This window comes from Photorhabdus hindustanensis, from assembly GCF_002968995.1.
GTDB classification, from domain to species: Bacteria; Pseudomonadota; Gammaproteobacteria; order Enterobacterales; family Enterobacteriaceae; genus Photorhabdus; species Photorhabdus akhurstii.
Map to the genome: position 1 here is coordinate 126,647 of NZ_PUWT01000008.1, position 22,449 is coordinate 149,095.

Here is a 22,449-nt window from a genome sequence, read left to right on the forward strand (position 1 = left end):
GAGGAAGAGTAAAATTAAATAGTTTATTCGGTTGATTATTAATTCCGTGTTAATGAAATAAGCCAGCGGAGAGTTTTCATTGTGCGCTCCATAAATGGATAGCCAACAACATTGTGGGCCATCATATAAAGTGGAATTCTTCTCATCCATAAATCACGCAGTGCTAATTCATAGCCACGACGCCAATTTATTGGATCAAGAGAGAGCCCCGATTTTTGCTCAAGTTCAACCCGGTGTAGTTCAATATAATAGGCCACCTTATCCGCGTCGCTTTGTGGGTCTAAGCTAAAGGCCAGAAGTTCTGCCAGGTCGCGTTGTGGTAGATGTAAAGTAGACAACTCCCAATCCCAAGCGCATAAACGTAACTCAGTTTCCTGTTGCCGGAAGGCAATATTGCGTGGGTTGAAATCACCGTGAATCAATGTCCTTGGCATCTGTTCGATTTCCTTCCACCAAGTTGCGGTGTTGTTTACCCAGTACTGGAAATCGTCTCGTTCTTCGACGGTAAACAACTCAGGGAACGTTTGGTGAATAAAATTGCCCAGTTTTTGCCACAGGGGCTTCATCTGTGAAACCGTATCGGCATTCGCAATTTGCAGTTGTGGGAACTTCAACGTGAGCTCTTCTTCTCGTCCCAACCAGATAGCGTGAATATCTGCTATTCCTCGGATGGCAGCTTCAAGGTGGCGCTGCTCCCAAGGTGTTTCCAGATTAATGTTGTTCATTAACACCATATCGTGGAGCAATTCTTCAATCAGGGCATAAGTTCCGGTTGCTTCGTTTTCAATCACACCATAAATAATTGGAATATAACGCATCAACCGTGGATCTTGCTGATTCATAATAGCCAGCTCACGGCTATGGCTTTGATTAAATTCAAGCTGATGTTCAAAGTCCTGGAAAACAGCAAACAACTCAGGAGAACAGTGTTTGGCGATATCCAGTACCATATTGACGACCTCACTCCCCAGAGGTTTCAGTTTCAGCATCACGGGTAAATTGTTCTGTGCGGATGTCGTCATAGAAAAAGGAAATAAGCCAATTAAACGTTCCGCATAATTTGAGCTCAGACTTGTCAGCATGCTGTGCTCATCACCGCCAGAAAATTTAGGATTGATCGTGGTTAAATGGGCGCCTTGTAACACAGGGTTAAAATCTGCTTGCTGGAAGAAAGAGAGATCAAGGTCCTGTGGGGTATGCGCAATAATATTGCTGGTGGTGACAGGGCGATAGCGGCCAAGTCTTTCATGTGATTGAGCGAACTCATCCGCAGCAATAGCTGATAGTGTTGAAATATCAAGGGCCAGACAATAGCTGGCGATGATCTCCGCCAGACGGGCGGTGCCGTTTTCATCGGTGCAGCCCAACATGTTCAGACATTCACGTTGGTGTGGTAAATAAGTTCCGCCACCGATAGTACCGATGATCAGAGAAGGCAGTGTAATACTGCAATAGACGCGGTTATCGGCAGTTAATGTCATGTGCAGATGAGCGACTGACGATTCATGTACGCAGGCGATATCCTGCCCTAGAGCGGTAAACATCCCGGCAATCACATTGGCCGCATTAATATTCATGCCGATCATCCCTGAGGCAATAGCGCCTTCGCAGACATGATGATAAGCCGTGACAAGTTGTTGTGGCGTGACTCGCAATATTTGCTGGCAGGATTCAGCATCTAAATAAACCTCAGCCACTACACGAGTTCCACGACCTTCGATGAAAGGTTGATAAGACACCTTTTTATCACTAGATGTATTACCATCGATCATAAAGTGACGTAGTGGTATAAACGCCATTTTGGCTAACTGTTGTTGGATCCATTGACATGCGTACCAAGTGCAAATGGTGGTCATGTTTTGACCCGCGGCGGCGGCGGTATTGTAGATAAATTGCAAATGGACGCTGCGACCGATGATATGTGGATTTATTTCCAACAATTGCGCATGTTTGGAATGGCGTCCTATTTCATACCGTAATTCGCTGATATGTTCTTTGATCCAATCACTGAACATAATGCTATGCGAGACGCTATGAAATTCAAAACGCGGGGCTCGTATCATGCGTTGACCAAGTACACGCGCGGTCGTCCCTCCTGATTGCGTAATGGCGGAAGAACCACGGGATACCGAAGCAATTAAAGCGCCCTCTGTGGTAGCAAGTGGAGCATAATATATCCCTTGAGCGTATTGTCCCTTTATCAAGAGAGGGCCGGCGATCCCCACGGGGATTTCTATTGAACCAATAAATCCTTCAATGGTTTTTGCCAGTTTGGTCGCATCCAGATGGGTATTTGCCACGTGTTCCAATGTATGCCCGGTATGTTTTGCCAAATAATCCAGACGTTTTTGTCGCGCTTCTTCGGTGTAGGTGTAGAGGTGGCGGCGGGGCAATAATTTTACTTGAGTTGTTTCTGTACGGACGGCAGATGCTCCTTGGTGTTTTTTGATGCTAAATATGTCACGTGACAATTCTAGAATAGAACCTCGCGCACAGTTTTCTATGTGATCAGTGGTATTATCTGATGCATCACTTACATATGATTGGATATTCTTTTGCAACATAATTATATTTCCTTTAATACCTAAGCAAACCCAAGCTTTATTAAGATGCTGGCAGTGCAAACCGAGTAACCCAGCACCATAAATATTCCCACGACAGCTTCATCGCGTTTGCGATTTTGGATAGTGGGGTTACGGAGGAATTTACTTAATTGCCATAGACACAATGCATAACAAACGACCAAGATAATTAACGCCCATAACGCTATACCATCAGTGGTGATACGGATTAGCCAAATCTGTAATATCAACATTACGGTGAGTAATGCCGCGATAATAGCGACAGCCCCTTTTCTGCCGAAAATAGATGAATAGGTCGGTATTTCCAGGCGCTCTTCATCTGGACCTTTACACTTGCGTGTAATTTCAAAACTGAATCCAGAGAAGAAGCACAACCCCATTAAGACCCATATTGGGAAAGTGAATGTGAGATTAGGGCTGGCGATATTGCCCAACCACCAGATAATGAGTGGCATTACCAGCATATGGGAAATGGCATACCAAGTAAGGTGTTGGTTTAACCAATCACCGATAAAGAACTCTTTGCCCATAAGACAGGTCCAGATAAAGACCAATAACCAGGCAAAAGTAACTGAACCAATTCCCCGATCAAAGAATAGACTTCCACCTAATTGTAATGCGATACAACAGATACCAAGCGCCCGTAGATTTTTCAGCGTAATAATACCGCGTTGTAAAATCCTCTGTGGGTGATGTTCACAATCCAGTTGATAATCCTTATGCTCGTCGAATATCCGTAATAGTAAAAAATAGGAGAAGGACATCAGGCAACCGAGCAGGATTTCCCATGATAAAACGGGTTTTTCCCTTATTGAATAAAAAGCTACGGAATAGCTGATGATATAAAAGAGAAAGAAAAGCGGCGCATTTTGCAGCGGGAAACGCTCATCCATCCATAGTTTTATCCTCTTACCAATGAATTTTGAATAAATATCTTGGCCTTCCATACATCATTCCTATTTATTGTATAAAGACTAAACTATATACATTTGTGAAAATTCAGCTCGAGGATAATCAATCCAGAAGAGAATCTTAATAAAGTCTATGAGTGTTTTTTTACATTATTTCTCTAAATAACTTCCAAAATACGTATAGACTGGAGCCATACATTAAGCCAAAAGTTTGTCATCGGCTATAATCAGTATGTGTAAATTTTAATTTTAGTATGCAACTTATGTTTACAAATTTTTCCATAACTGTATGTTTATACGATATTTTATTTCATCCTCAGATTGAGGGATAACGGGCTTCGATATCATATTTCAGACAAATATAAATGAGTATCTGTTTCGTTATCTGTATAACTTTTCACGCAAATAAATTTTTAGTAGGACAAAGTTACTCCATATAAAATACCGGAATAAAACAATAAATGATTAGTTATTGTAATTGAATGAGTGATGAGATGTTTTGATTTAGCGCAGTTTATAGTCAGATATTGCCACAATAATTAAAAGGTAATATTTACAGTTAGGTCTGTGTTGGATTCTTGATGTAGGATCGGGGAATGCCGATATATTTTGGCTAAATAGCTACGTTACTTTATCAAGTAAGGAGTCTGAGCTGTGTTAGGAAAAATCCACAATCTTACTCTGTGCTGGTTTACTACTGTCTGCGCTAGTCATTTAGTTGTCAACCAGTATAAGCAGGAAGAGGTTAGTTTCAGCGACGAAGCCAATGATCTGATTCTGATAATTATCCGTACAGAATTAGGGTTGTGTGTTAAAAATTTGGTAGATGCGATAGCGTTGAAATTCATGCTTACTGTTTTCTGTGCAGGTTTGTTGCAATTGGCTGAGTGTGTAAAAACGAGTTTGCCGGAGGGCGCGGATCAGCACGATCTGGCGCGATTATCATGTTGATCAGGGTAGAAATTCCGGTAGATGCTGCGGGAATAGATCGGTTATTACGGAAATCTTTTGATACCTCGTCGGAAGCGGAATTGGTTCAACGATTGCGGGAAGATGGACTATTGACGTTAGGCGTGGTTGCCACAGATGACGAAGGCCAGGTAATCGGTTACGTGGCTTTTAGTCCGGTGGATATTAATGGTGAAGATCACCAATGGGTTGGTCTGGCGCCGTTAGCGGTTGCTGAAGAATATCGTCGGCAGGGAATTGGTGAAAAGTTGGTGTATGAAGGTTTGGATAGCCTGAATGAATTTGGTTATGGCGTCGTCGTTGTTTTAGGTGATCCACACTATTATCACCGGTTTGGTTTTACGCTTGCTAGTGAGCACCAATTGTATTGCCAGTGGCCAACGTATGAATCTTATTTTCAGGTATATGAATTAGCTGATAGTTTTTTGGCTGACCATCAGGGACTGGTTACTTATTCCCCACACTTTGGCCGTTTCTAATTGATGCTAAATATTCTGATATACAGACGGGCTGGCAAATAACCAGCCTCTCTTTTTGCTGTTTACTTAATTGTTTTACTTGATATTCCAGCCGTGAGGCACTGGAGCGGTCTCCGGCATGACTGCTGAAAACCAGCTGTAACGGTCCTTTCCCTCTCAGTGATTTTGCCCCTTTCCCGTTTTCATGTTGTGCAAAACGGCGATGAATATTTGTCGTTATCCCGGTGTAAAGCATGCCAGATTTTGTTTTCAGTAAGTAAAGAACCCATTGATTTTCGGCCATATAATTTTTTTCTGAATTTTCTATTTTTGATATTTATATTTTACTCGAACGCTTTTCTATATCATTTTTCTGAATAATTTAGTTTAAGTTATTATAATATAACAGTTTTATAAGACCCGTTACATATCAATTTGCTATACGTCGCATTATTTATTCAAAAAAATTGAAATAGAATAGCAATAATTGCTAATTTTTATTCCGGCCTTTAGAGCATACTATGATCCACATCACAGAGAGTAACTCATTCAACTAAAAATTGATCAAGGATCATAGTATGAAAAACGTAAAATATATCGCTGCTGCTTTAGCTTTAAGTGCTATCTCTTTTGGTAGTATGGCGGCAACAGAAGTTCAAACTGCTTCCTCTTCTAAAGTTGGCGTAGTTTCTGTCACGGGGGCTGATACTTTGGAAACCCTAAGTGCCGAGTTGTCCAAAAAAGCTGACAAAGCAGGGGCATCTTCTTTCCGCATTATCTCTGCTGGCGGTAAGAATCAATTATCAGGTGTTGCTGAAATCTATAACTAATTTATAGTAGAACATACTGAACCCTGGCCCTGTCAGGAGATGTCAGAACACGCCGTAGGATGATGTTTATCCCGGCGTGGTTCTGGGCTTCCAGGCAGATATAATCCTGCTATTGGAGAGAGTGTGAACGCTCCTGAAAACTTTCAGATTATCCATAGATACCTCGCAAGACAGCATGTCCTAACGCTTTGTACAGCAACCGGTGATGATATTTGGTGTGCAAATTGCTTCTATGTTTTCAATGCCGATGAGATCGCTTTCTGGTTTATGACTGAACTGCATACTCGCCACGGTGAAATGATGCAGGTAAACCCGCAGGTTGCAGGTACCATTGCTGGGCAGATTCGAAATATTGCACAGATAAAGGGTATTCAATTCAAAGGGGAAGTCATTCGTCTTGAAGGTGAACAAGATAAAGCGGCCAGAGCACGTTATTGCCGCCGTTTTCCTGTGGCAATTGCTGCTAAAACACCTATTTGGCAATTGAATCTCAATGAAATAAAGATGACTGATAATACGCTTGGATTTGGTAAGAAAATCTGCTGGCAGCGATAAAATTATCTTAATCTATAAATAATCTGGTTGCGGCTACCACGCCATAGTAAACCGGGTTCATAAAGATCTTGTATAAATTTGCCATCCACTAGCACATTAATATAGCTGACAATTTCCCGTTGAATTTCGCTAAGTTCCTTTAGCAGATAACCTGTCCAAAGCCAAATGTCCTTGTCTGGGCACTCTGTTTTAACCCGTTTTACCAATTTCAGGATCGCGAGTGCATTGTGTGGATGTAGGGGATCTCCGCCAGATAAAGATAGCCCTTGTCGTTTAATGCGTTTGTCTTGTAAATCAAAAATTACACGGTCTTCCATTTCCTGCGTAAATGGCTGGCCGGAGTTCACTCGCCAGGTACTTTTGTTATAACAACCGGGGCATTGATGTTCGCACCCGGTGACAAACAGTGTGCAGCGGGTTCCGGGGCCGTTAACCACATCAACAGGGTAGTATTGGTGATAATTCACTTTGTCAGCCTGCCTTCATTAGCCTAATTGCCCATTTGCCAGATGTTTTACTCTGCGTTTCACCTCTTCCTGTTTGCCAGCATTGAATGGGCGGGCATCGGGGCTTCCCAGATAACCACAGACGCGGCGGATGACTGATACTCTGGAAGGTTCATGATTGCCACAACGTGGGCAGGTAAACCCTTTACTGGTACAGGAGAATTCACCGGTGAATCCACACTCATAGCACTCGTCGATAGGGGTATTGGTACCGTAATAAGGGACACGTGAGTAGCTGTAATCCCATACATCTTCCAGTGCTTTCAGATTATGTTGCAGATTAGGATATTCGCCGTAGCAGATAAAACCGCCGTTTGTTAGTGGTGGATAAGGAGCTTCAAAATCCAATTTGTCATAAGGATTGACCTGCTTTTCAACGTCGAGATGGAAACTGTTGGTGTAATAGCCTTTATCTGTCACCCCTTTAATCACACCAAACTCAGCGGCATCAAGGCGGCAGAAACGGTCACATAGATTTTCGCTTGGAGTGCTGTATAAACTGAAACCATAACCTGTCTCTTTTTTCCATTGATCAGTGGCTTTTCGCAGATGATCAACAATTGAGAGCGCTTTTACACGTAATTGTTGATCATCAAATAGATGAACCTGATTGCCATACAATGCGTTAATGGTTTCATGAATACCAATATAGCCCAGAGAGATAGAAGCCCGACCATGTTTAAAGATTTCAGCGATATTATCATCGGCTTTCAAGCGAACCCCGCAGGCGCCTTCTATATAAAGGATTGGCGCAACTCGTGCTTTAATGCCTTCCAGGCGGGTAATACGGGTCATCAATGCTTGCTTCGCCAGTGCCAGCCGTTTGTCCAGTAATTGCCAGAAATGTTTTTCATCGCCTTTGGCTTCGATAGCTATCCGAGGCAGGTTCAAACTGATAACCCCTAAGTTATTGCGTCCTTCATGAATTTGTTCACCCTTTTCCTCATAAACACCGAGGAAACTGCGACAACCCATCGGGGTTTTAAAGGAGCCTGTGACCTTAACCACTTGATCATAGTTAAGAATATCTGGGTACATACGCTTACTGGCACATTTGAGAGCCAGTTGCTTGATATCGTAGTTAGGATCACCGAGTTTGTGATTCAGGCCATCACGGATAGCAAATACCAGTTTGGGGAATACCGCTGTTTTGTGATTCTTACCCAAACCAGCAATGCGGTTACGCAGAATAGATTGCTGAATTAAGCGGGATTCTTTTGACGTACCCAGACCAAAGCCAAAAGTGACAAAAGGAGTCTGCCCATTGGCGGTATGCAGTGTATTAACTTCATATTCCAGTGATTGGAAAGCGTCATAACACTCTTTTTCTGTTCGTGCTTCGGCATAGGATTTTTTATCGCTGATATTCCACTTTTCGGCAATCGCCAAGTGTTTGTCATAGCTGGCTTTAACGAAGGGGGCTAATACTTCATCTATACGATTGATGGTGGTACCGCCATAAATATGGCTGGCAACCTGAGCGATAATTTGAGCGGTTACCGCTGTTGCGGTTGAAATGGATTTTGGCGGTTCTATTTCAGTATTACCCATTTTAAAACCATTGATTAGCATGCCTTTTAGGTCGATTAACATACAGTTAAACATTGGGAAAAAGGGGGAATAATCGAGATCATGGTAGTGTATTTCGCCTCTTTCGTGAGCCAATACCACATTGCGCGGCAGAATATGTTGTTTGGCATAACTTTTAGCAACAATCCCGGCCAACAGATCCCGTTGAGTGGGAATCACTTTACTATCTTTATTGGCGTTCTCATTGAGCAGGGAAACGTTACTCTGTTCAATTAAACCACGGATTTCTTGATTAAGTCGGCTATGTAACTCTCGGGTAATATCCCTATTGTGACGATATTCGATATAAAGACGGGCAAGGTGCTTATATCTGCCAGCCATTAACTGATTTTCTACTGCATTCTGAATATCTTGTGCATTAACTTGCCTGTAGTCAGCGATTAATTGCGTTACTGTGGATGCAACTTGGATACAATACTCATCATCCGTCACGCCAACGGCAGAAGCGGCCCGTTTTATGGCATCTTTGATGCGTGTTTCATCAAATGGTACCTGTCGACCATCCCGTTTTATCACAACAGTTTTCACAATATGGCTCCTTGAGAATGTTGCTTAAAAGTGCAAACGATTCTCGTTTTGATATTCAGCTTAAAGATAGATGTCGCTATATATAGTTTTATTTCCATATTTAAGCACGATATATAGTAACTTGAAGTGAGATAATCACGTTCTCATTTGATCTGAAACAAAGAATGAAGACTTATATTTAAGGTCCAGTGAGAGGTACAACCCTTTGGTCAGTAACTAACCAAGGGGTTGTAGAAAACAGGGCAGGGATTATTTACGAATCGCGATAGCTTCGATTTCGATTTTAACGTCTTTTGGCAGGCGGGCTACTTCAACACAAGAACGGGCCGGGAAAGACGCATTGTGTTCTTTGAAGAATGCTTCATAAGTTGCGTTAACGGTACCGAAGTCATTCAGGTCTTTAACGAAGACAGTTGTTTTAACAATGTCACCGACAGTGAGACCTGCTTTCTCAACGATAGCTTTAACATTTTCCAGTGATTGACGAGCTTGAGCGGCGATATCTTCTGCGACATCACCTGTTTCTGGATTGACTGGGATCTGGCCGGAAGTGATGACCATATTGCCAAGATCAACACCCTGAACATAGGGACCAATTGCAGCAGGGGCTTTATTAGTATTAATCTCGTATGACATAGGTTCTCCTGTTAATGTGATAACTAAGTGAATATTTCATTGAAGGTACTATTATAGTGTCCGCTTCTACCTCAGCAACTGACATAGATCGTTCAATCGTTGCGTATCACCACATCGCGGTCGAACTCTTTCTCGCAGTATTTGCAGGTTAGCACCACATCTTCCGCTGTCACTTTGACTCGAAAACTGCTTTCTACTGGCTCATTGTGGCTGATGCAGTTGCTGTTAGGGCAGACTAATACGCTATCGATACGCTCAGGCAAGTTAATGGGAAGTTTCTTCACAACTTCGTAGTCTTCAATACAGTTCACCGTTGCGTTCGGCGCATACATAGCAAGTTGGTTAGCTTGTTGTTCTGTCAGGAATGTATTTTCGATTTTAATGATATCTTTTTTACCTAGTCGATTGGAAGGCAAGTTCAGGCCGATGGTAATGCGTTGATCGGTTTCAGTTAGTTTAAACAGGGAGAGTAGTTTGAAGCCGACCTGAGCCGGGATATGGTCAATCACCGTACCGCATCTAATAGCTTCGACTTGTAGTTTATGATCTTGGGTCATCGTGTTTTGTATGAATACATTTTAGTGACAACTTTCTGTATTCATCCTCCAGAGATATTGTTAAGAATCGACACGACTTCCATTTTAGGCGGTGTCACCCTGTTTATCCAGATAAGACGTAGACAAATCAATATTATCTTACTGTTGTTATTCCATATACTTAGCTTTAGCCGTCATTGTTATAAGGGCACTATGTTGAATTTATTTATTTTGGCTATTTTGTTTGAATTGTTTATCTTATTGAAAGCTACTGTTTTTAAATTAAAAGGTATTTTAATATCTTAAAACCAATGGTTAAAATAGATTGATTCAAAAATTGATTTAATTAATGTTTGTTGGGAATATAAGGGTTAATAGATTATTTATGTCAGAAATTTAGTTTTAAATTAATATGTTTATTGTAATAAATCATTATTAACAATATTATTTAATCAAATAAAATGAAGAATGAAATTTTTAAATGTTTATTTAAATAATAAAATGGAAAATGCATTTCTTACTATTTTTATGAACTTTTAGACATTGTTTTAATAATGTATAGATTGAAGCAATAATCAAATTTTTAATCTTAGAGTAAACAGGTTTATTAAATTACATGTGATGAGAAAATTATTGTTGAAAAATGAATTGTTACATCAGATAAAAGGTTGTTTATGAGGATTTAATAAAATGAGTAGTTTATTTTATACAGTTACTTTAATACGTAAATCTGGTAAAAATATGTCGACTACCTTATAGCGTTGATCGCTTTATTATATAATGAACCGATCTAGCTGGTTTTACTCATTTTCCGACTAAATGGTGGTATTATGGTTATGGTAATCTGGCTCTGTTGTTTTATAATAGTTATAATAAATCAATCTATGGTAAGGTTATTTTAAATAGAGAATGTGAATTCTATAATATTAACTTGGCACATGTTAGGAAGAAATAATGAATAATACATTAATTAACCCTGATAATATCTTAGCCCTTTGGGCTTTTGTAATGATTGCAGCTACGTTAGCGATTATAATGGAACAAAAATATAGGTGGGCATCGAAAGTACCTGGTGCGGTGATAGCATTAATTATTGCCCTCTTAGCATCCAATTTAAAAATAATTCCTACTCAATCAGTAGTATACGATGCAGTTTGGCAATATATTGTTCCGTTGGCGATACCTTTATTATTATTTAAAATTAATTTACATAGCATTATTAAAGAAAGTTGGAGACTACTTATACTGTTCTTATTCTCTTCTATAGCGACGATGGTGGGTGCAGTCTTGGCTTTTAAAATTTTAAAAAACTATATACCGGAGCTGGATAAAATAAGCGCTATGATTGCCGCGTCATATACTGGTGGGGGCGTGAATTTTGCGGCAATGGTTGCCAAATTGAAGCCCACTCAAGATATGACTGCATCCACGATCGTTGCTGATAATCTCATGATGGTCTGCTTTTGCATAATATTAATAACATTAGCGGGTTGGTCATTGGCAAGAAAGTTTTGGGGAAGTCCTTATTCTAACGCTATGGTGAATGATTCTAGTTTAGATAAATCAAAATATCTTGCTGCATCTTATTGGCAACCTAAAAATATCTCTTTAAAGGATATTGCGTTATCTTTAGCATGGGCAATTTTTATTGTAGCAACTTCATTTCAATTCTCGACTTGGATAAAAACAATTTCACGACAGACTGGGAATATTTATCAGGAATTGCTTTTTAGCTTGATATCAGATAAATATCTTATCTTAACAACCGTAACTTTTGCTGTGGTTTCGATATTCAAAAAAACTTTTAATAATTTAAATGGCAGTCAGGAATTGGGAACTTACGCAATTTATATATTCTTTGTTGTAATAGGTATTCCTGCTTCAATAGGGCTTATTATTAGCAATGCGCCTTTGTTGTTTTTATTTGTATTCATTATAGTAATGATTAACTTATTATTAACTCTTGGTTTTGGTAAGTTATTCAAATTTAACCTTGAGGAAATTATACTTGCATGTAATGCAAATATTGGTGGCCCAACAACTGCCGCAGCGTTAGCGATTAGCCGAGGTTGGATAGGCTTGGTTGGGCCTATTATGGTTATTGGAACGGTAGGATATGTGATTGGCAACTATATTGGGACGATTGTTTATTTTATTGTTACAGAGATTTTGTGAAATTAATCATAATATTCTCAGGTGAATATTAAAAAATTATAATTTTATTTCATTAGATTATTTTCCCTCCTTTGTCGTCAAAAGGAGGGAGTCGGGCAGCATGCAGATAAAAGTGACGGTTTTTGTGTGTACTTTACTGCCCGGAGATGCTGTCTTGCTCACTGAATGGTCAAGACGTATTTTGGCGCCACATCGAGTTTGTTTTCGATACCGAAGGTGGTAAACAGACTGATTAATCGCTATTCCAGAAGAAAATAATAACCCATTATATTTGTGGATAAAAAAGTACTTTCTCTATTTTAATCATTCATTTAAAACTAAAGATAATAGAGCCTGACGAGCATAAATACCATTCTCTGCCTGTTGGAAATAATAAGCATAGGGCGTTTTATCTACATCGACAGTAATTTCATCAATACGTGGCAACGGATGCAGAACTTTGAGGTTCTCTTTCGCTCCGAGCAGATCGGAGGCGCGTAGAACAAATTGTGCTTTTACGTTGGCATATTCGGATGGATCAAGGCGTTCTTTCTGTACACGAGTCATATAAAGAATATCTAGTTCCGGTAATACTTCTTCAATATTCGCGTGTTGGCTGTAGGTTGCACCTTTTTCATTCAGCATATGAAGAATATGGTTTGGCATTGCCAATGCTTCCGGGGCGATAAAATAAAAGTGATTGCCATTAAATTTCGCTAGCGCTTGTGATAGCGAATGGACCGTGCGGCCATATTTCAGATCACCAACCATCGCGATATTCAGACTATCCAGCCGTTGCTGAGTTTCCTGAATCGTGAACAGATCTAGCAAGGTCTGAGTCGGATGTTGGTTAGCGCCGTCACCGGCATTGATAATCGGAGTGTGACCGGAAAACTCAGAAGCCAGACGTGGGGCGCCTTCCTGTGGATGGCGTATCACGATGGCGTCAACATATTGGCTGATAACGGAAATAGTATCGGCTAGCGTTTCACCTTTCTTACCTAGAGAGGTGTTGCTGCTGTCTGAGAAACCGACAACTGAAGCGCCAAGGCGATGGATTGCTGTTTCAAAAGAGAGGCGAGTACGGGTGGAAGCTTCGAAGAAACAACTAGCGATGACCTTGGGTTTCAGCAATTCAGGTTGTGGTCTGGCTTTCAGTGCAGCAGCAGTCTGCAACACCAATTCCAGATCTTCGCGACTCAGATCATTTATTGAGATGATATGTTTGCGATATAACGGATTAGCCATTTTTCACTCTCCTCTAATGCTGACATCCGGGGTGGCGATCATGAATCGATTACCGGGCAAAAAAAAGCCCCTCATTGAGGGGCGTTAAATGATTGGTTTAGCAACGGGAAAACAATGACGGCTAGCTGCCCTCTTTCAGGCAGTTGTGCTTGATGACAAAAATAAGCGCTGTCTTTCATGATTTCTCCCGGCAAATTGTGGCGCATTATACTCGTGAAAAATCTTACAGCAACTATTTGACCGAAGAAAAATAAGATTGGCAGGATCATATCTTTAAAGACATAATCCTGCCGATATCTCAACTAATTAAATTTTAAGATCATTTGCTAATGTTGCCACCATTACCGCTTTAATGGTATGCAGACGATTTTCTCCTTGATCAAACACAATACTGTGCTCTGATTCAAAAACTTCATTGGTAACTTCCAGCCCGCCATACATATTAAATTCAGCCGCGAGCTGTTTGCCTAATATCGTTTCTTCATCATGAAATGCTGGCAGACAATGCAGGAATTTTACCTGTGGATTGCCTGTCATGTTCACCACATCCATATTCACTTGATAAGGTTTCAAGAGGTTAATTCGTTGTTGCCAAACTTCTTTTGGCTCGCCCATAGAAACCCAGACATCGGTATAAAGAAAATCAGTATTTTTAACCCCTTCGGCGATATTTTCCGTCAGAGTAATTTTACCTCCTGTTTTTTCAGCCAGTTTTTGACATTCAGTAACCAGCACGGTATTGGGCCAGTACTTTTCAGGGGCGATCAACCGAACATCCATGCCCGTTAGTGCTGCGGCTTCTAGCATGGTATTACCCATATTGTTACGGGCATCCCCTAAGTAGGAGAATTTGATTTCTGACAATGGTTTTTCTGGTTGATGTTCCTGAATAGTTAGCAGATCGGCCAGTAGTTGAGTAGGGTGAAATTCGTCTGTTAGTCCATTCCATACTGGAACACCTGCATATTTTGCCAGCGATTCAACGATTGTCTGGGCATAGCCGCGATATTGAATACCGTCATACATACGACCAAGTATACGAGCGGTATCTTTGATCGATTCTTTATGACCAATCTGGTTGCCACTGGAACCGAGGTAGGTGATATTTGCTCCTTGATCGTAAGCTGCCACTTCAAATGAACAGCGGGTACGGGTGGAATCTTTTTCAAAAATCAGCACGATGTTTTTGCCTGTTAACAGGGCTTTTTCTGTACCAGATTTTTTAGTCGATTTTAATTCAGCAGCTAGCTTTAACAAGGCGTGAATTTCTGCCGAGGAAAAATCAAGTAACCTTAGGAAATGACGCTGGTGGAACGGATTCATTGTTTGGTGTCTCCGTATTTATTGTTTGCATTTAAATTCAATCTATATCTATAAAAATGCAATTTCAACTCCGTATTAGATTTCTTTGATGTAAACAGTGGTTAGCCTGTCTATGGTGTGGGAGAATGAGCGTTGGGACGGCCAACTGCTTGAGGATATTTGGTATGGCAAATCAAAGAGACTTAGAAGAACAACGCGAAGAAACGCGCCTTATTATTGAAGAATTACTGGAAGATGGTAGTGATCCTGATGCACTTTATGCCATTGAGCATCACTTTTCCGCTGAGGACTTTAGCCTGTTGGAAAAGGCGGCGCTTGAAGCCTTTAAACTGGGTTATGAAGTGACTGACGCGGAAGAATTGGAAGTCGAAGATGGTACGATTCTGATGTGTTGTGATGTTATCAGTGAGTGTGGATTGAATGCAGAATTGATTGATGCCCAGGTTGAACAGTTGGTGAATCTGGCTGAAAAAATTGGCATTAATTATGATGGTTGGGGCACTTACTTCGAAGATCCTGATGAGCAAGATGAAGATGATTTGCCGGAGCAGGGTGAGAGTAGACTTCATTAGTATGATCAATATGTTAAGAATCCTGTATTAGCTCTGGTCGTGATTGATACATGTGATTCAAAACAAAATAGTCCTTATCTGCTTTGGCGAATAAGGACTATTGCATTTAATAGACTATTTTATCAAACCGTGTTCTCTGACTTTTGAAAGAATGGTTCCCCTCCTAATTTGGTTTGCCTCGGTGATTTCCCTTTTTAGTTCTTGCCCTAGCTCATTAGAAACCAGATCCTTATGTTTTTCTGCGAGATTGCTTAATTCTTCTGCGGTGTGAACAACGCCGGTCACTTTCCACGCCAATGACAGACCTTTGAACGCCACTTTGGCTACCGGGTGTGGTACGACTGCGGCGGCTGTATCCAGCGTGGCGCCGACCGTCGCACCCAGCGATGCCCCGGTAATTAGCGTATCTGTTGCGACCTCTTTTAAATCATCAGTTGCTTTTTGCAGCTCTTCCAATTTTTCTGGGGTGACGGTAGCAGTAGCAGCACCTGCCTTAAATACCTTTTTTATACCGTCGAAGGTGAGGCTAAAATTATTAATTGCGTCGGTGCCAGCGGCTTTTGTTAGCTCAGTTTTGTTTAGTTCACCTATATTGCCAGCCGCGGCAAATTCTCCGGCAGCCGCGACTAAACTTGCCCCTTCTTTTATTGCTTGAGCGCCAGGGACTTGTCCCTGCGCGAGATGTTCTGCGGCTTCTTTGCGTCCCGCTATGTTATGGGCCATCTGCTTCATCGGGTCATAGTTTGCTTTTAAAGCACTCGCTTTTTGGGTGATTTTGCTGACTTGTTGATCACCATAGGATTCAGAAGCAGGAGATGGCATCTGAGGTCTTTCAGCTTGTTGATTTTTATGTTTGTAAAGTTCGTATGCTATACCGCCAACGCCTAATGCGCCTGTTGCTACGGTTTTAAATATACGTCCATCTTCATCTATGCCAGTCATTGGATTATTTCTTACCATACGGTATAAATTCAGGCCATCTACTGTTCCAGCCGGGTCAGCGCTTAACCATCTACCGGCCCACGGTTGATAATAACGGTAGCCGTAATAGTACAGTCCTGTTGCATCACGCTCTTTGCCTGAATAACGAATGGTTTTGTAACCAGCTTCAACCTGATTTCTTGCCGCCCATATTGCGGTGCCGCCATAGGGGTAATACTCTTCCCAACTGATAATTTCCCCGTGCATATCCAGTTCTAATTCGCTGCTGTGTGTAAGATTATCGTAGCTGTATCTGACTTGATCGTTATCTATGCCAGTGGGTTGGCCTTTTTCCCAGTGTAGAACGCGTACTTGTGCTCTTCCTGCTTGTCCGACAGCAATAACTTGCAAGTCTTCGGTGATATTGGCGCCGCTTTGAGTGGTATGTAATTCCAACCCTGGCAGGTAAGTGACTCGTTGTTGTTGCGTGGCATTGGGTGTTTGCTGTTCATTTATTTTCAATAGCCGCATTCCATCACTGTCATAGCGGTACCATTCGCGCGCGCTGTTACCACTTTGGTTCACTTGTTGTAGTTCTCCCCGTGGTGTCCAGTTTAAGGATTGCCCTGATAACAGACTGGTTTGATGACCACCTGCATCAAAGAATGTATCAACGAGATTGGGATCGTTGGTGAGGGTACTGAGGACACCACGGTTATTGCGGTTTGAAATGGTGATATCTGTGGTGTAGTTATTGTTACTTGCCGGAGCGCTATGCCGGATTTGTGTCAGGTTGCCGCTATCGTCGTAGGTATAAGTGCGAGTATAGTTAGTATAGGTATTGTCATCGGTAGGAAGAGGGGTAATTAAAGGAGGGAGCTGGCTTCCTTGCTGACTAATGTTAGCCATTTCGCGGCCGGTTGCTTTGATGAGTTGGTACAGAGAATCATAGGTATACGCATTTTCCGGTACTATTTTCTGATTACGCCAGAATCGAGTTGCTTCTGCATCATTACGAATATTGATCACATTGCCAACCGGATCGTATTCATAACGTAAATCCTGTAGTGGTTTTGTACTATCTTTAGTCCGGCGAGTTTTAATGTTAATTAATCGTTGAGTCTCTGGTTCATAGGTATATTCCGTAATAACGCCATTACCATGTTCTTCTCGTAATTTCTGTCCGGCTGCTGACCAGGTAATAGATTGCACAATAACTTTTTCGGATTGGCCTTTTAATGTTAACCAGCTACCTTTCAATTGACCTGCTACATCATAGGCCAGCCGCTGTATATTTCCTTTGGCATCGATTTGGGTTAGCAGAGCACCAATGGCATCAGTTTTATTTTGAGTAGTGAATATGTTGTCATTCAGTTTTGTACGCCAACTATTTTCATCATCACTGCGCCAATCAATTTCCTGATCGTCGGCTATTAATTGACGGGATTGCGATAAAACCGATCCTGTTAAGGATTGGCTTTCTAGTTGTACCAGCCCCGCAGTGTCATAATGGCGTATACATTGCCCGGCTAGGTTCTGGTTTTTCTCTGCATCGGTATTACTTGCCCAAATAAAGCGCTCTGTGGTTTTCTCGTTCTTTTGTATTGACTCGGTAATAGCCAGTAAGCGGCCGGGCAAGGTATTACCTTCATAGTGATGGGTCTGACGAGCGCCAATTGCATTGATAGTCAGTACTGGGCGTCCTTCGATATCGTTTAATGTAACTGTTCGGCCGGCATCGATACTTTCTTCACGCAGTGTATTACCAGCAAGACTAAAGGTACGGGTGAAGTTTGAACCACTCTGATTTTTATATCTACGTGGGTCTGTGCTTTTTACTTGAAATCCTTGAATATTAAATTCATAGCGAGTGATCAATTCGTCGCTATTGGTTTCATCGGTTTGAGTACGCAGATATTCCAGCGTACGGATATTCAACCCTCGATTATCTCGTACGCTGACAGATGGAGTATTTCGGTTAATTGCAGAATTGTCACGACTCATATTGCAGCTCCTTATGCTGTTTTAGTCTGTTGGCTGGTTTAATAGTAACGAACCGAGACTTTACTATGGAATGAATAAAACCTTTAACAGAACAGTATGGTAATTTTTGAAATTGACAGTATGAGAATTAGTATTTCAATAGATAGGGATAAAATGGTAAAGAGGAAAGAGATTATTTTTATTAAATGATGTTTTTACACTGAAATAACTATTTTAGTTATTTAATTGTGATTAAATGAAAATTAATTAATAACTATCTTGAATATATGTTTAAAATAATTATTAACGAGAGGATATTAATTTAATAATAATTGAAATTTTTTGAATGTAAAAAGAGAAATAATTAATTGATAAATAACCACCTCTTGCAAGCAGAGGCGGTTATTTTCTTATTTGGAAACATCGGTACCGAAATACTGAGTGGAAATGCGTAGATAGGTGCCATCGGCTTTGATATCGGCTAGTGCCTTATCGATAGCGGCTTGTAGTTCTGGTTCGCCTTTACGGATTAGCACACCGACTGGATCGCCATTGGGTTCAGACGCGACAACTTTTACCGGTGCATTGGGTTTGTGTTTCCTAAAATCAAGATAGGACAGATTATCGTTGATAGTGGCATCAGCCCTACCTGTAGCAACCAAATCAATTGCCTGATTAAATCCTTCGGTTGGGACGATTTCCGCACCGAAACGTTTTGCCAACCGGGCATAATTGCTGGTTAAGCTATGGCTTGAGGTTTTACCTTTCAGATCGCTAAACGTTTTTATATTGTCATTATTTTTCCGGGTGATAAGTACGGCTTTAGATATGATATACGGCGCGGAAAAGTCATATTTCTTTTTGCGTTCTGGCGTAATAGCGACCTGATTGAGTACCGCGTCATAGCGTTTAGCATCCAGCCCGGCAATAAGCCCATCCCATTTGCCTTCGGTAAACTCGGCTTTGACATTCAGACGTCGTGCGATTTCGCGGCCAATATCAATATCAAATCCAGTTAAAGCTCCTGAGGCATCGTGATAGGTAAATGGCGGGTAAGTTCCTTCGGTAGCGATTTTGAATACCCCTGTTGATTTAATATTATCAAGGCCAGACTCTGCATGTGCAGAATATGCAATGCCGAATTGAATAACACCCGCTAATAATGCGGTGAACAACGTTTTCATTTTCTTTCTCCAAACTGTTAAAAAATTTATTTGATGGTCATTAACTGATTCTTGGATCAATTACGGCAAGGTTATTTTAACGGTGGGTTATATCTCCCAATCCGGTAAAGTATTGGTTAAGGTTGAAACAAATTCCACAGTACGTTGCTTAACGGCTCGGGTGAAAATCGTTTTCGACGTTCCCGATTCGACAATTTCCCCGGATTCTAAAAATATGACGTCGTGGGCAAGATTGGCTGCCAGACGCAGATCATGGGTAGCCATTAACATCGTGGTTCCTTCTTTAGCCAACTGTTTCAATACGGTAACAACTTCCTGCGATAATTCTGGATCAAGCGCGGAAGTTGGCTCGTCGCACAATAACACCTTGGGCGAAGGCGCCAGTGCCCGGGCAATGGCTACGCGCTGTTGCTGACCACCGGATAGCGTGGTTGGAAAGACATCGGCCTTATGTGACATGTCAACCTTTTCCAGTAGTTCAAGCGCTCGCTGTTTAGCTTGTTCACGTGACCATTTCTGAACCCAGATTAATCCTTCCATAATGTTTTCAATGACTGTGAGGTGAGGAAAAAGCTGGAAGTTTTGGAATACCATACCGGTTTGTTGGCGAATCCGTTGTATATCCTTGTGAGCAATCCGACCTTTGCCGGTGAAAGTCATGCTTTCATTGCCGATTTGTAGTTTCCCGGCTTGGGGAATTTCTAATAAGTTGATGCAGCGTAATAGCGTGCTTTTGCCACTTCCGGATGGGCCAATCAGTGCGGTCAGGCTGCCTTCCTCAATGGTGAGATCGATTTTTGTCAGGACCTTGTGCCCGTCAAAACTTTTTTCAATGCCGGAGAGTTGGATCATCTTTTAATTCCTGTGTGTCACTCTTTTGCGAAAACTTCTTTTCCAGACGGGCTTGTAGTGATGACAACACTGAACTGATTATCAGATAAAGTATTGCCGCTTCAGTATAAAGAATGAGAGGTTGATAAGTCACCGCAGCAATACGTTGTGCGGCAAGGAAAAGCTCCGGTACGGTGATAACTGAGGCTAGTGAAGTATCTTTCACCAGTGAAATAAATGTGTTTGAGAGTGGTGGAATCGCGATTCTTGCGGCTTGAGGTAGAATGATCCGACGTAATGATTGTGTCCAGCTCATACCGATAGAATAAGCCGCTTCCCACTGCCCTTTTGGTACAGACAATAAAGTAGCGCGAATTACCTCTGAGGTATAGGCGCCAATATTCAAAGTGAAACCAATCACCGCTGAGGTGAATGCGCCTAACGTAATGCCGATGCTAGGTAAGGCGTAAAAAATAAGAAACAGTTGTACCAGCAACGGCGTACCGCGGATCAACCAGACGTAGAATTTGGCGACGGCAATAAGCGGTTTTGGCCCGTAAAGCCGGATGAGCGCCACGATAAAACCCAGTATGATACCGAGAGTAAAAGTAATGAGGGTTAGTGGAATAGTGAAAGTAAAGCCCGCATAAAGCATGGGCCAAAAAGAATCGAGTACTAAATTGAACCAGGAGGGTTCCATATATTTTCCCTATTGTGTGTAATATAACTATACCCGTCATCTTTCAAGTTGCCTCTTTGTTGGCTGCACTCACTCACCCCGGTCACATAGTTTTCTATGCTCCCGAGGATTCGCTCCCTTGCCGTCGCGATGTATCTTGAAATCCATAGGGTATATATATTTATAGTAATTTTTTTAAATATCATATGGCAAGCTGTCAACTTACATATATAAGATATAGTTATATCATATTGTCATTTTAGATATATAAAGTGATTTATATAAATTAATATATCTAATATTTGGTTAAAATATTTTCTAATTACTTAATTCAACAAGGTTAATAATAAAGTCCCTTGGACGAAAATTTTTCGTTAACTTCCAGGGAACTGTATATCTGAATTAAGGAGATATTTTCACTTATTCGGAAGGATTATCACCAAAATAGTTAGCCCAGATACGCTGATAGGTACCATCGGCTTTGATGTCAGTTATTGCTTTATCAATAGCAATTTTTAGTTCTGACTCTCCCTGACGAAGTAAAACGGCTGTCTGCCCTGCATCGGGGCTAGTTGCGACAATTTTTACTGGTGCGTTTGGTTTGTGCTTCTTATAGTCCAGATAAGATAAGTTATCATTAATAGTGGCATCGGCTCTGCCGGTACTAACCAATTCTATTTCCTGACTAAATCCATTCGTGCCGATAATTTCCGCGCCGTTATCTCTGGCTATTTGAGCGAAGTTGTTGGTTAGAGTATGTGCTGAGGTTTTGCCTTGTAAATCGCTGAATTTTCTTATGTTATTGTTATCTTTATTAATGATAAGTACCGCTTGCGATGTGGTATAGGGGATGGAGAAGTCATATTTTTTCTTGCGCTCAGGTGTAATCGCAATTTGATTAATTACCGCATCAGAACGTCCCGCATTTAACCCGGCAATCAGTCCGTCCCATTTTCCCTCAATAAATGTTGGTTTGACATTCAATCGGCGTGCAATTTCACGGCCAATGTCGACGTCGAAGCCAGTTAAAGTACCGGAGGCATCGTGATAAGTGAATGGTGGATAAGCTCCTTCCGTCGCTATTCTGAATGTGCCGGTGGATTTAATCTTATCAAGGGTTGATTCTGCATTAGCGGAATGTACGAGGCCAAATTGGAGAGTACTTGCCAATAATAGGGTAAGAATTGTTCTCATTCTATTTCTCCGGGTTGTTATAAATGAGTAAATTAATTTATTGCTACCTTGATAGTGCTTAATGAAATAAATTATTCATAATAATAAATAATTGAATATTAAATTAGACTAAAATTGCATTATTGTTTACCTTTTTGCTTGTAATAATGTATTTATATGATTTTATTCTCTCTATAATATGCTAACTATAATGATTTATATATAAAATAAAATTATATCATATTGTCATTTAAGATATGTAAATTTAAAAATTAATATT

General features: G+C 41.0%; 20 protein-coding genes. 6 read left to right on the forward strand and 14 right to left on the reverse strand.

What is annotated here, in order from left to right; translation table 11 throughout:
• Positions 1-38 precede the first annotated feature (38 nt).
• Both C6H66_RS03910 and C6H66_RS03915 read right to left on the reverse strand, forming a co-directional pair.
• A complete protein-coding gene (locus C6H66_RS03910) occupies positions 39-2,564 on the reverse strand; it encodes a phosphotransferase (RefSeq protein WP_105394849.1) in 2,526 nt (841 codons plus the stop codon).
• Positions 2,565-2,584: 20 nt separating this feature from the next.
• Positions 2,585-3,529: a prenyltransferase gene (locus tag C6H66_RS03915; RefSeq protein ID WP_036810167.1), complete on the reverse strand. Its 945-nt coding sequence runs from the start codon at positions 3,527-3,529 to the stop codon at positions 2,585-2,587.
• A gap of 618 nt (positions 3,530-4,147) precedes the next feature.
• Between C6H66_RS03915 and C6H66_RS03920 the strand changes: the two genes are divergently transcribed.
• Positions 4,148-4,444 (forward strand): hypothetical protein, encoded by a 297-nt coding sequence (locus C6H66_RS03920; RefSeq protein ID WP_051560659.1) that lies wholly within the window; start codon positions 4,148-4,150, stop codon positions 4,442-4,444.
• Entirely contained in the window at positions 4,438-4,941 is a 504-nt protein-coding gene (locus tag C6H66_RS03925) for a GNAT family N-acetyltransferase (RefSeq protein ID WP_036776462.1), read from the forward strand. Before C6H66_RS03920 ends, C6H66_RS03925 begins: the two co-directional genes overlap by 7 nt.
• On the opposite strand, the gene C6H66_RS03930 is transcribed toward C6H66_RS03925, so the two are convergent.
• Positions 4,910-5,224, reverse strand: coding sequence for a GIY-YIG nuclease family protein (locus C6H66_RS03930; protein WP_036776461.1), 315 nt, complete (start codon positions 5,222-5,224; stop codon positions 4,910-4,912). The genes C6H66_RS03925 and C6H66_RS03930 overlap by 32 nt on opposite strands.
• A 274-nt stretch (positions 5,225-5,498) precedes the next feature.
• Here C6H66_RS03930 and bhsA point away from each other — a divergent pair, with 274 nt between their 5' ends.
• On the forward strand, positions 5,499-5,750 hold the full coding sequence (gene bhsA, locus C6H66_RS03935; RefSeq protein WP_036776459.1) for a multiple stress resistance protein BhsA: 252 nt from the start codon (positions 5,499-5,501) through the stop codon (positions 5,748-5,750).
• A 123-nt stretch (positions 5,751-5,873) separates the two neighbouring features.
• Complete coding sequence (locus C6H66_RS03940) at positions 5,874-6,305, forward strand: YhbP family protein (RefSeq protein WP_105394850.1); 432 nt, start codon at positions 5,874-5,876, stop codon at positions 6,303-6,305.
• 2 nt (positions 6,306-6,307) lie between these two features.
• On the opposite strand, the gene nrdG is transcribed toward C6H66_RS03940, so the two are convergent.
• The 4 genes from nrdG to pyrI all read right to left on the reverse strand — a co-directional run bounded on the left by nrdG (position 6,308) and on the right by pyrI (position 10,122).
• Complete coding sequence (nrdG, locus tag C6H66_RS03945) at positions 6,308-6,772, reverse strand: anaerobic ribonucleoside-triphosphate reductase-activating protein (RefSeq protein WP_105394851.1); 465 nt, start codon at positions 6,770-6,772, stop codon at positions 6,308-6,310.
• Positions 6,773-6,790: 18 nt separating this feature from the next.
• Positions 6,791-8,929: an anaerobic ribonucleoside-triphosphate reductase gene (gene nrdD / locus C6H66_RS03950; protein WP_036810175.1), complete on the reverse strand. Its 2,139-nt coding sequence runs from the start codon at positions 8,927-8,929 to the stop codon at positions 6,791-6,793.
• 249 nt (positions 8,930-9,178) lie between these two features.
• A complete protein-coding gene (gene ridA / locus C6H66_RS03955) occupies positions 9,179-9,565 on the reverse strand; it encodes a 2-iminobutanoate/2-iminopropanoate deaminase (protein WP_036810177.1) in 387 nt (128 codons plus the stop codon).
• Positions 9,566-9,657: 92 nt separating this feature from the next.
• Positions 9,658-10,122 carry an aspartate carbamoyltransferase regulatory subunit gene (gene pyrI / locus C6H66_RS03960; RefSeq protein WP_036810179.1) on the reverse strand — a complete coding sequence of 155 codons (465 nt, stop codon included), beginning with the start codon at positions 10,120-10,122 and terminating at the stop codon, positions 9,658-9,660.
• Positions 10,123-11,055: 933 nt separating this feature from the next.
• Between pyrI and C6H66_RS03965 the strand changes: the two genes are divergently transcribed.
• Positions 11,056-12,276, forward strand: a complete 1,221-nt coding sequence (locus tag C6H66_RS03965) for a DUF819 family protein (protein ID WP_105394852.1) — start codon at positions 11,056-11,058, stop codon at positions 12,274-12,276.
• Between the two features lie 303 nt (positions 12,277-12,579).
• On the opposite strand, the gene pyrB is transcribed toward C6H66_RS03965, so the two are convergent.
• Both pyrB and argF read right to left on the reverse strand, forming a co-directional pair.
• Positions 12,580-13,503, reverse strand: coding sequence for an aspartate carbamoyltransferase (gene pyrB / locus C6H66_RS03970; RefSeq protein WP_036810183.1), 924 nt, complete (start codon positions 13,501-13,503; stop codon positions 12,580-12,582).
• 306 nt (positions 13,504-13,809) lie between these two features.
• On the reverse strand, positions 13,810-14,826 hold the full coding sequence (gene argF, locus C6H66_RS03980; RefSeq protein WP_105394853.1) for an ornithine carbamoyltransferase: 1,017 nt from the start codon (positions 14,824-14,826) through the stop codon (positions 13,810-13,812).
• Between the two features lie 164 nt (positions 14,827-14,990).
• Between argF and rraB the strand changes: the two genes are divergently transcribed.
• The gene (rraB, locus tag C6H66_RS03985; RefSeq protein WP_046395621.1) at positions 14,991-15,398 is read left to right on the forward strand and encodes a ribonuclease E inhibitor RraB; all 408 of its coding nucleotides are present in this window, start codon (positions 14,991-14,993) and stop codon (positions 15,396-15,398) included.
• 114 nt (positions 15,399-15,512) lie between these two features.
• Here rraB and C6H66_RS03990 read toward each other — a convergent pair whose 3' ends face one another.
• The 5 genes from C6H66_RS03990 to C6H66_RS04015 all read right to left on the reverse strand — a co-directional run bounded on the left by C6H66_RS03990 (position 15,513) and on the right by C6H66_RS04015 (position 22,190).
• Positions 15,513-18,323: an RHS repeat domain-containing protein gene (locus C6H66_RS03990; RefSeq protein ID WP_105394854.1), complete on the reverse strand. Its 2,811-nt coding sequence runs from the start codon at positions 18,321-18,323 to the stop codon at positions 15,513-15,515.
• Between the two features lie 389 nt (positions 18,324-18,712).
• A complete protein-coding gene (locus tag C6H66_RS03995) occupies positions 18,713-19,486 on the reverse strand; it encodes an amino acid ABC transporter substrate-binding protein (RefSeq protein WP_105394855.1) in 774 nt (257 codons plus the stop codon).
• A gap of 87 nt (positions 19,487-19,573) precedes the next feature.
• A complete protein-coding gene (locus C6H66_RS04000) occupies positions 19,574-20,338 on the reverse strand; it encodes an amino acid ABC transporter ATP-binding protein (RefSeq protein ID WP_046395624.1) in 765 nt (254 codons plus the stop codon).
• Positions 20,316-21,017, reverse strand: coding sequence for an amino acid ABC transporter permease (locus C6H66_RS04005; RefSeq protein WP_046395625.1), 702 nt, complete (start codon positions 21,015-21,017; stop codon positions 20,316-20,318). Before C6H66_RS04005 ends, C6H66_RS04000 begins: the two co-directional genes overlap by 23 nt.
• 399 nt (positions 21,018-21,416) lie before the next feature.
• A complete protein-coding gene (locus tag C6H66_RS04015; RefSeq protein ID WP_046395746.1) occupies positions 21,417-22,190 on the reverse strand; it encodes an amino acid ABC transporter substrate-binding protein in 774 nt (257 codons plus the stop codon).
• Positions 22,191-22,449 lie beyond the last annotated feature (259 nt).

Bases quoted from the DNA above. Each gene is read 5' to 3' on its own strand.
- C6H66_RS03910 (WP_105394849.1), bottom strand. From the start codon at position 2,564: ATGTTGCAAAAGAATATCCAATCATATGTAAGTGATGCATCAGATAAT.
- C6H66_RS03915 (WP_036810167.1), bottom strand. From the start codon at position 3,529: ATGGAAGGCCAAGATATTTATTCAAAATTCATTGGTAAGAGGATAAAA.
- C6H66_RS03925 (WP_036776462.1), top strand. From the start codon at position 4,438: ATGTTGATCAGGGTAGAAATTCCGGTAGATGCTGCGGGAATAGATCGG.
- C6H66_RS03930 (WP_036776461.1), bottom strand. From the start codon at position 5,224: ATGGCCGAAAATCAATGGGTTCTTTACTTACTGAAAACAAAATCTGGC.
- bhsA (WP_036776459.1), top strand. From the start codon at position 5,499: ATGAAAAACGTAAAATATATCGCTGCTGCTTTAGCTTTAAGTGCTATC.
- ridA (WP_036810177.1), bottom strand. From the start codon at position 9,565: ATGTCATACGAGATTAATACTAATAAAGCCCCTGCTGCAATTGGTCCC.
- pyrI (WP_036810179.1), bottom strand. From the start codon at position 10,122: ATGACCCAAGATCATAAACTACAAGTCGAAGCTATTAGATGCGGTACG.
- C6H66_RS03965 (WP_105394852.1), top strand. From the start codon at position 11,056: ATGAATAATACATTAATTAACCCTGATAATATCTTAGCCCTTTGGGCT.
- pyrB (WP_036810183.1), bottom strand. From the start codon at position 13,503: ATGGCTAATCCGTTATATCGCAAACATATCATCTCAATAAATGATCTG.
- argF (WP_105394853.1), bottom strand. From the start codon at position 14,826: ATGAATCCGTTCCACCAGCGTCATTTCCTAAGGTTACTTGATTTTTCC.
- rraB (WP_046395621.1), top strand. From the start codon at position 14,991: ATGGCAAATCAAAGAGACTTAGAAGAACAACGCGAAGAAACGCGCCTT.
- C6H66_RS03990 (WP_105394854.1), bottom strand. From the start codon at position 18,323: ATGAGTCGTGACAATTCTGCAATTAACCGAAATACTCCATCTGTCAGC.
- C6H66_RS03995 (WP_105394855.1), bottom strand. From the start codon at position 19,486: ATGAAAACGTTGTTCACCGCATTATTAGCGGGTGTTATTCAATTCGGC.
- C6H66_RS04000 (WP_046395624.1), bottom strand. From the start codon at position 20,338: ATGATCCAACTCTCCGGCATTGAAAAAAGTTTTGACGGGCACAAGGTC.
- C6H66_RS04005 (WP_046395625.1), bottom strand. From the start codon at position 21,017: ATGGAACCCTCCTGGTTCAATTTAGTACTCGATTCTTTTTGGCCCATG.
- C6H66_RS04015 (WP_046395746.1), bottom strand. From the start codon at position 22,190: ATGAGAACAATTCTTACCCTATTATTGGCAAGTACTCTCCAATTTGGC.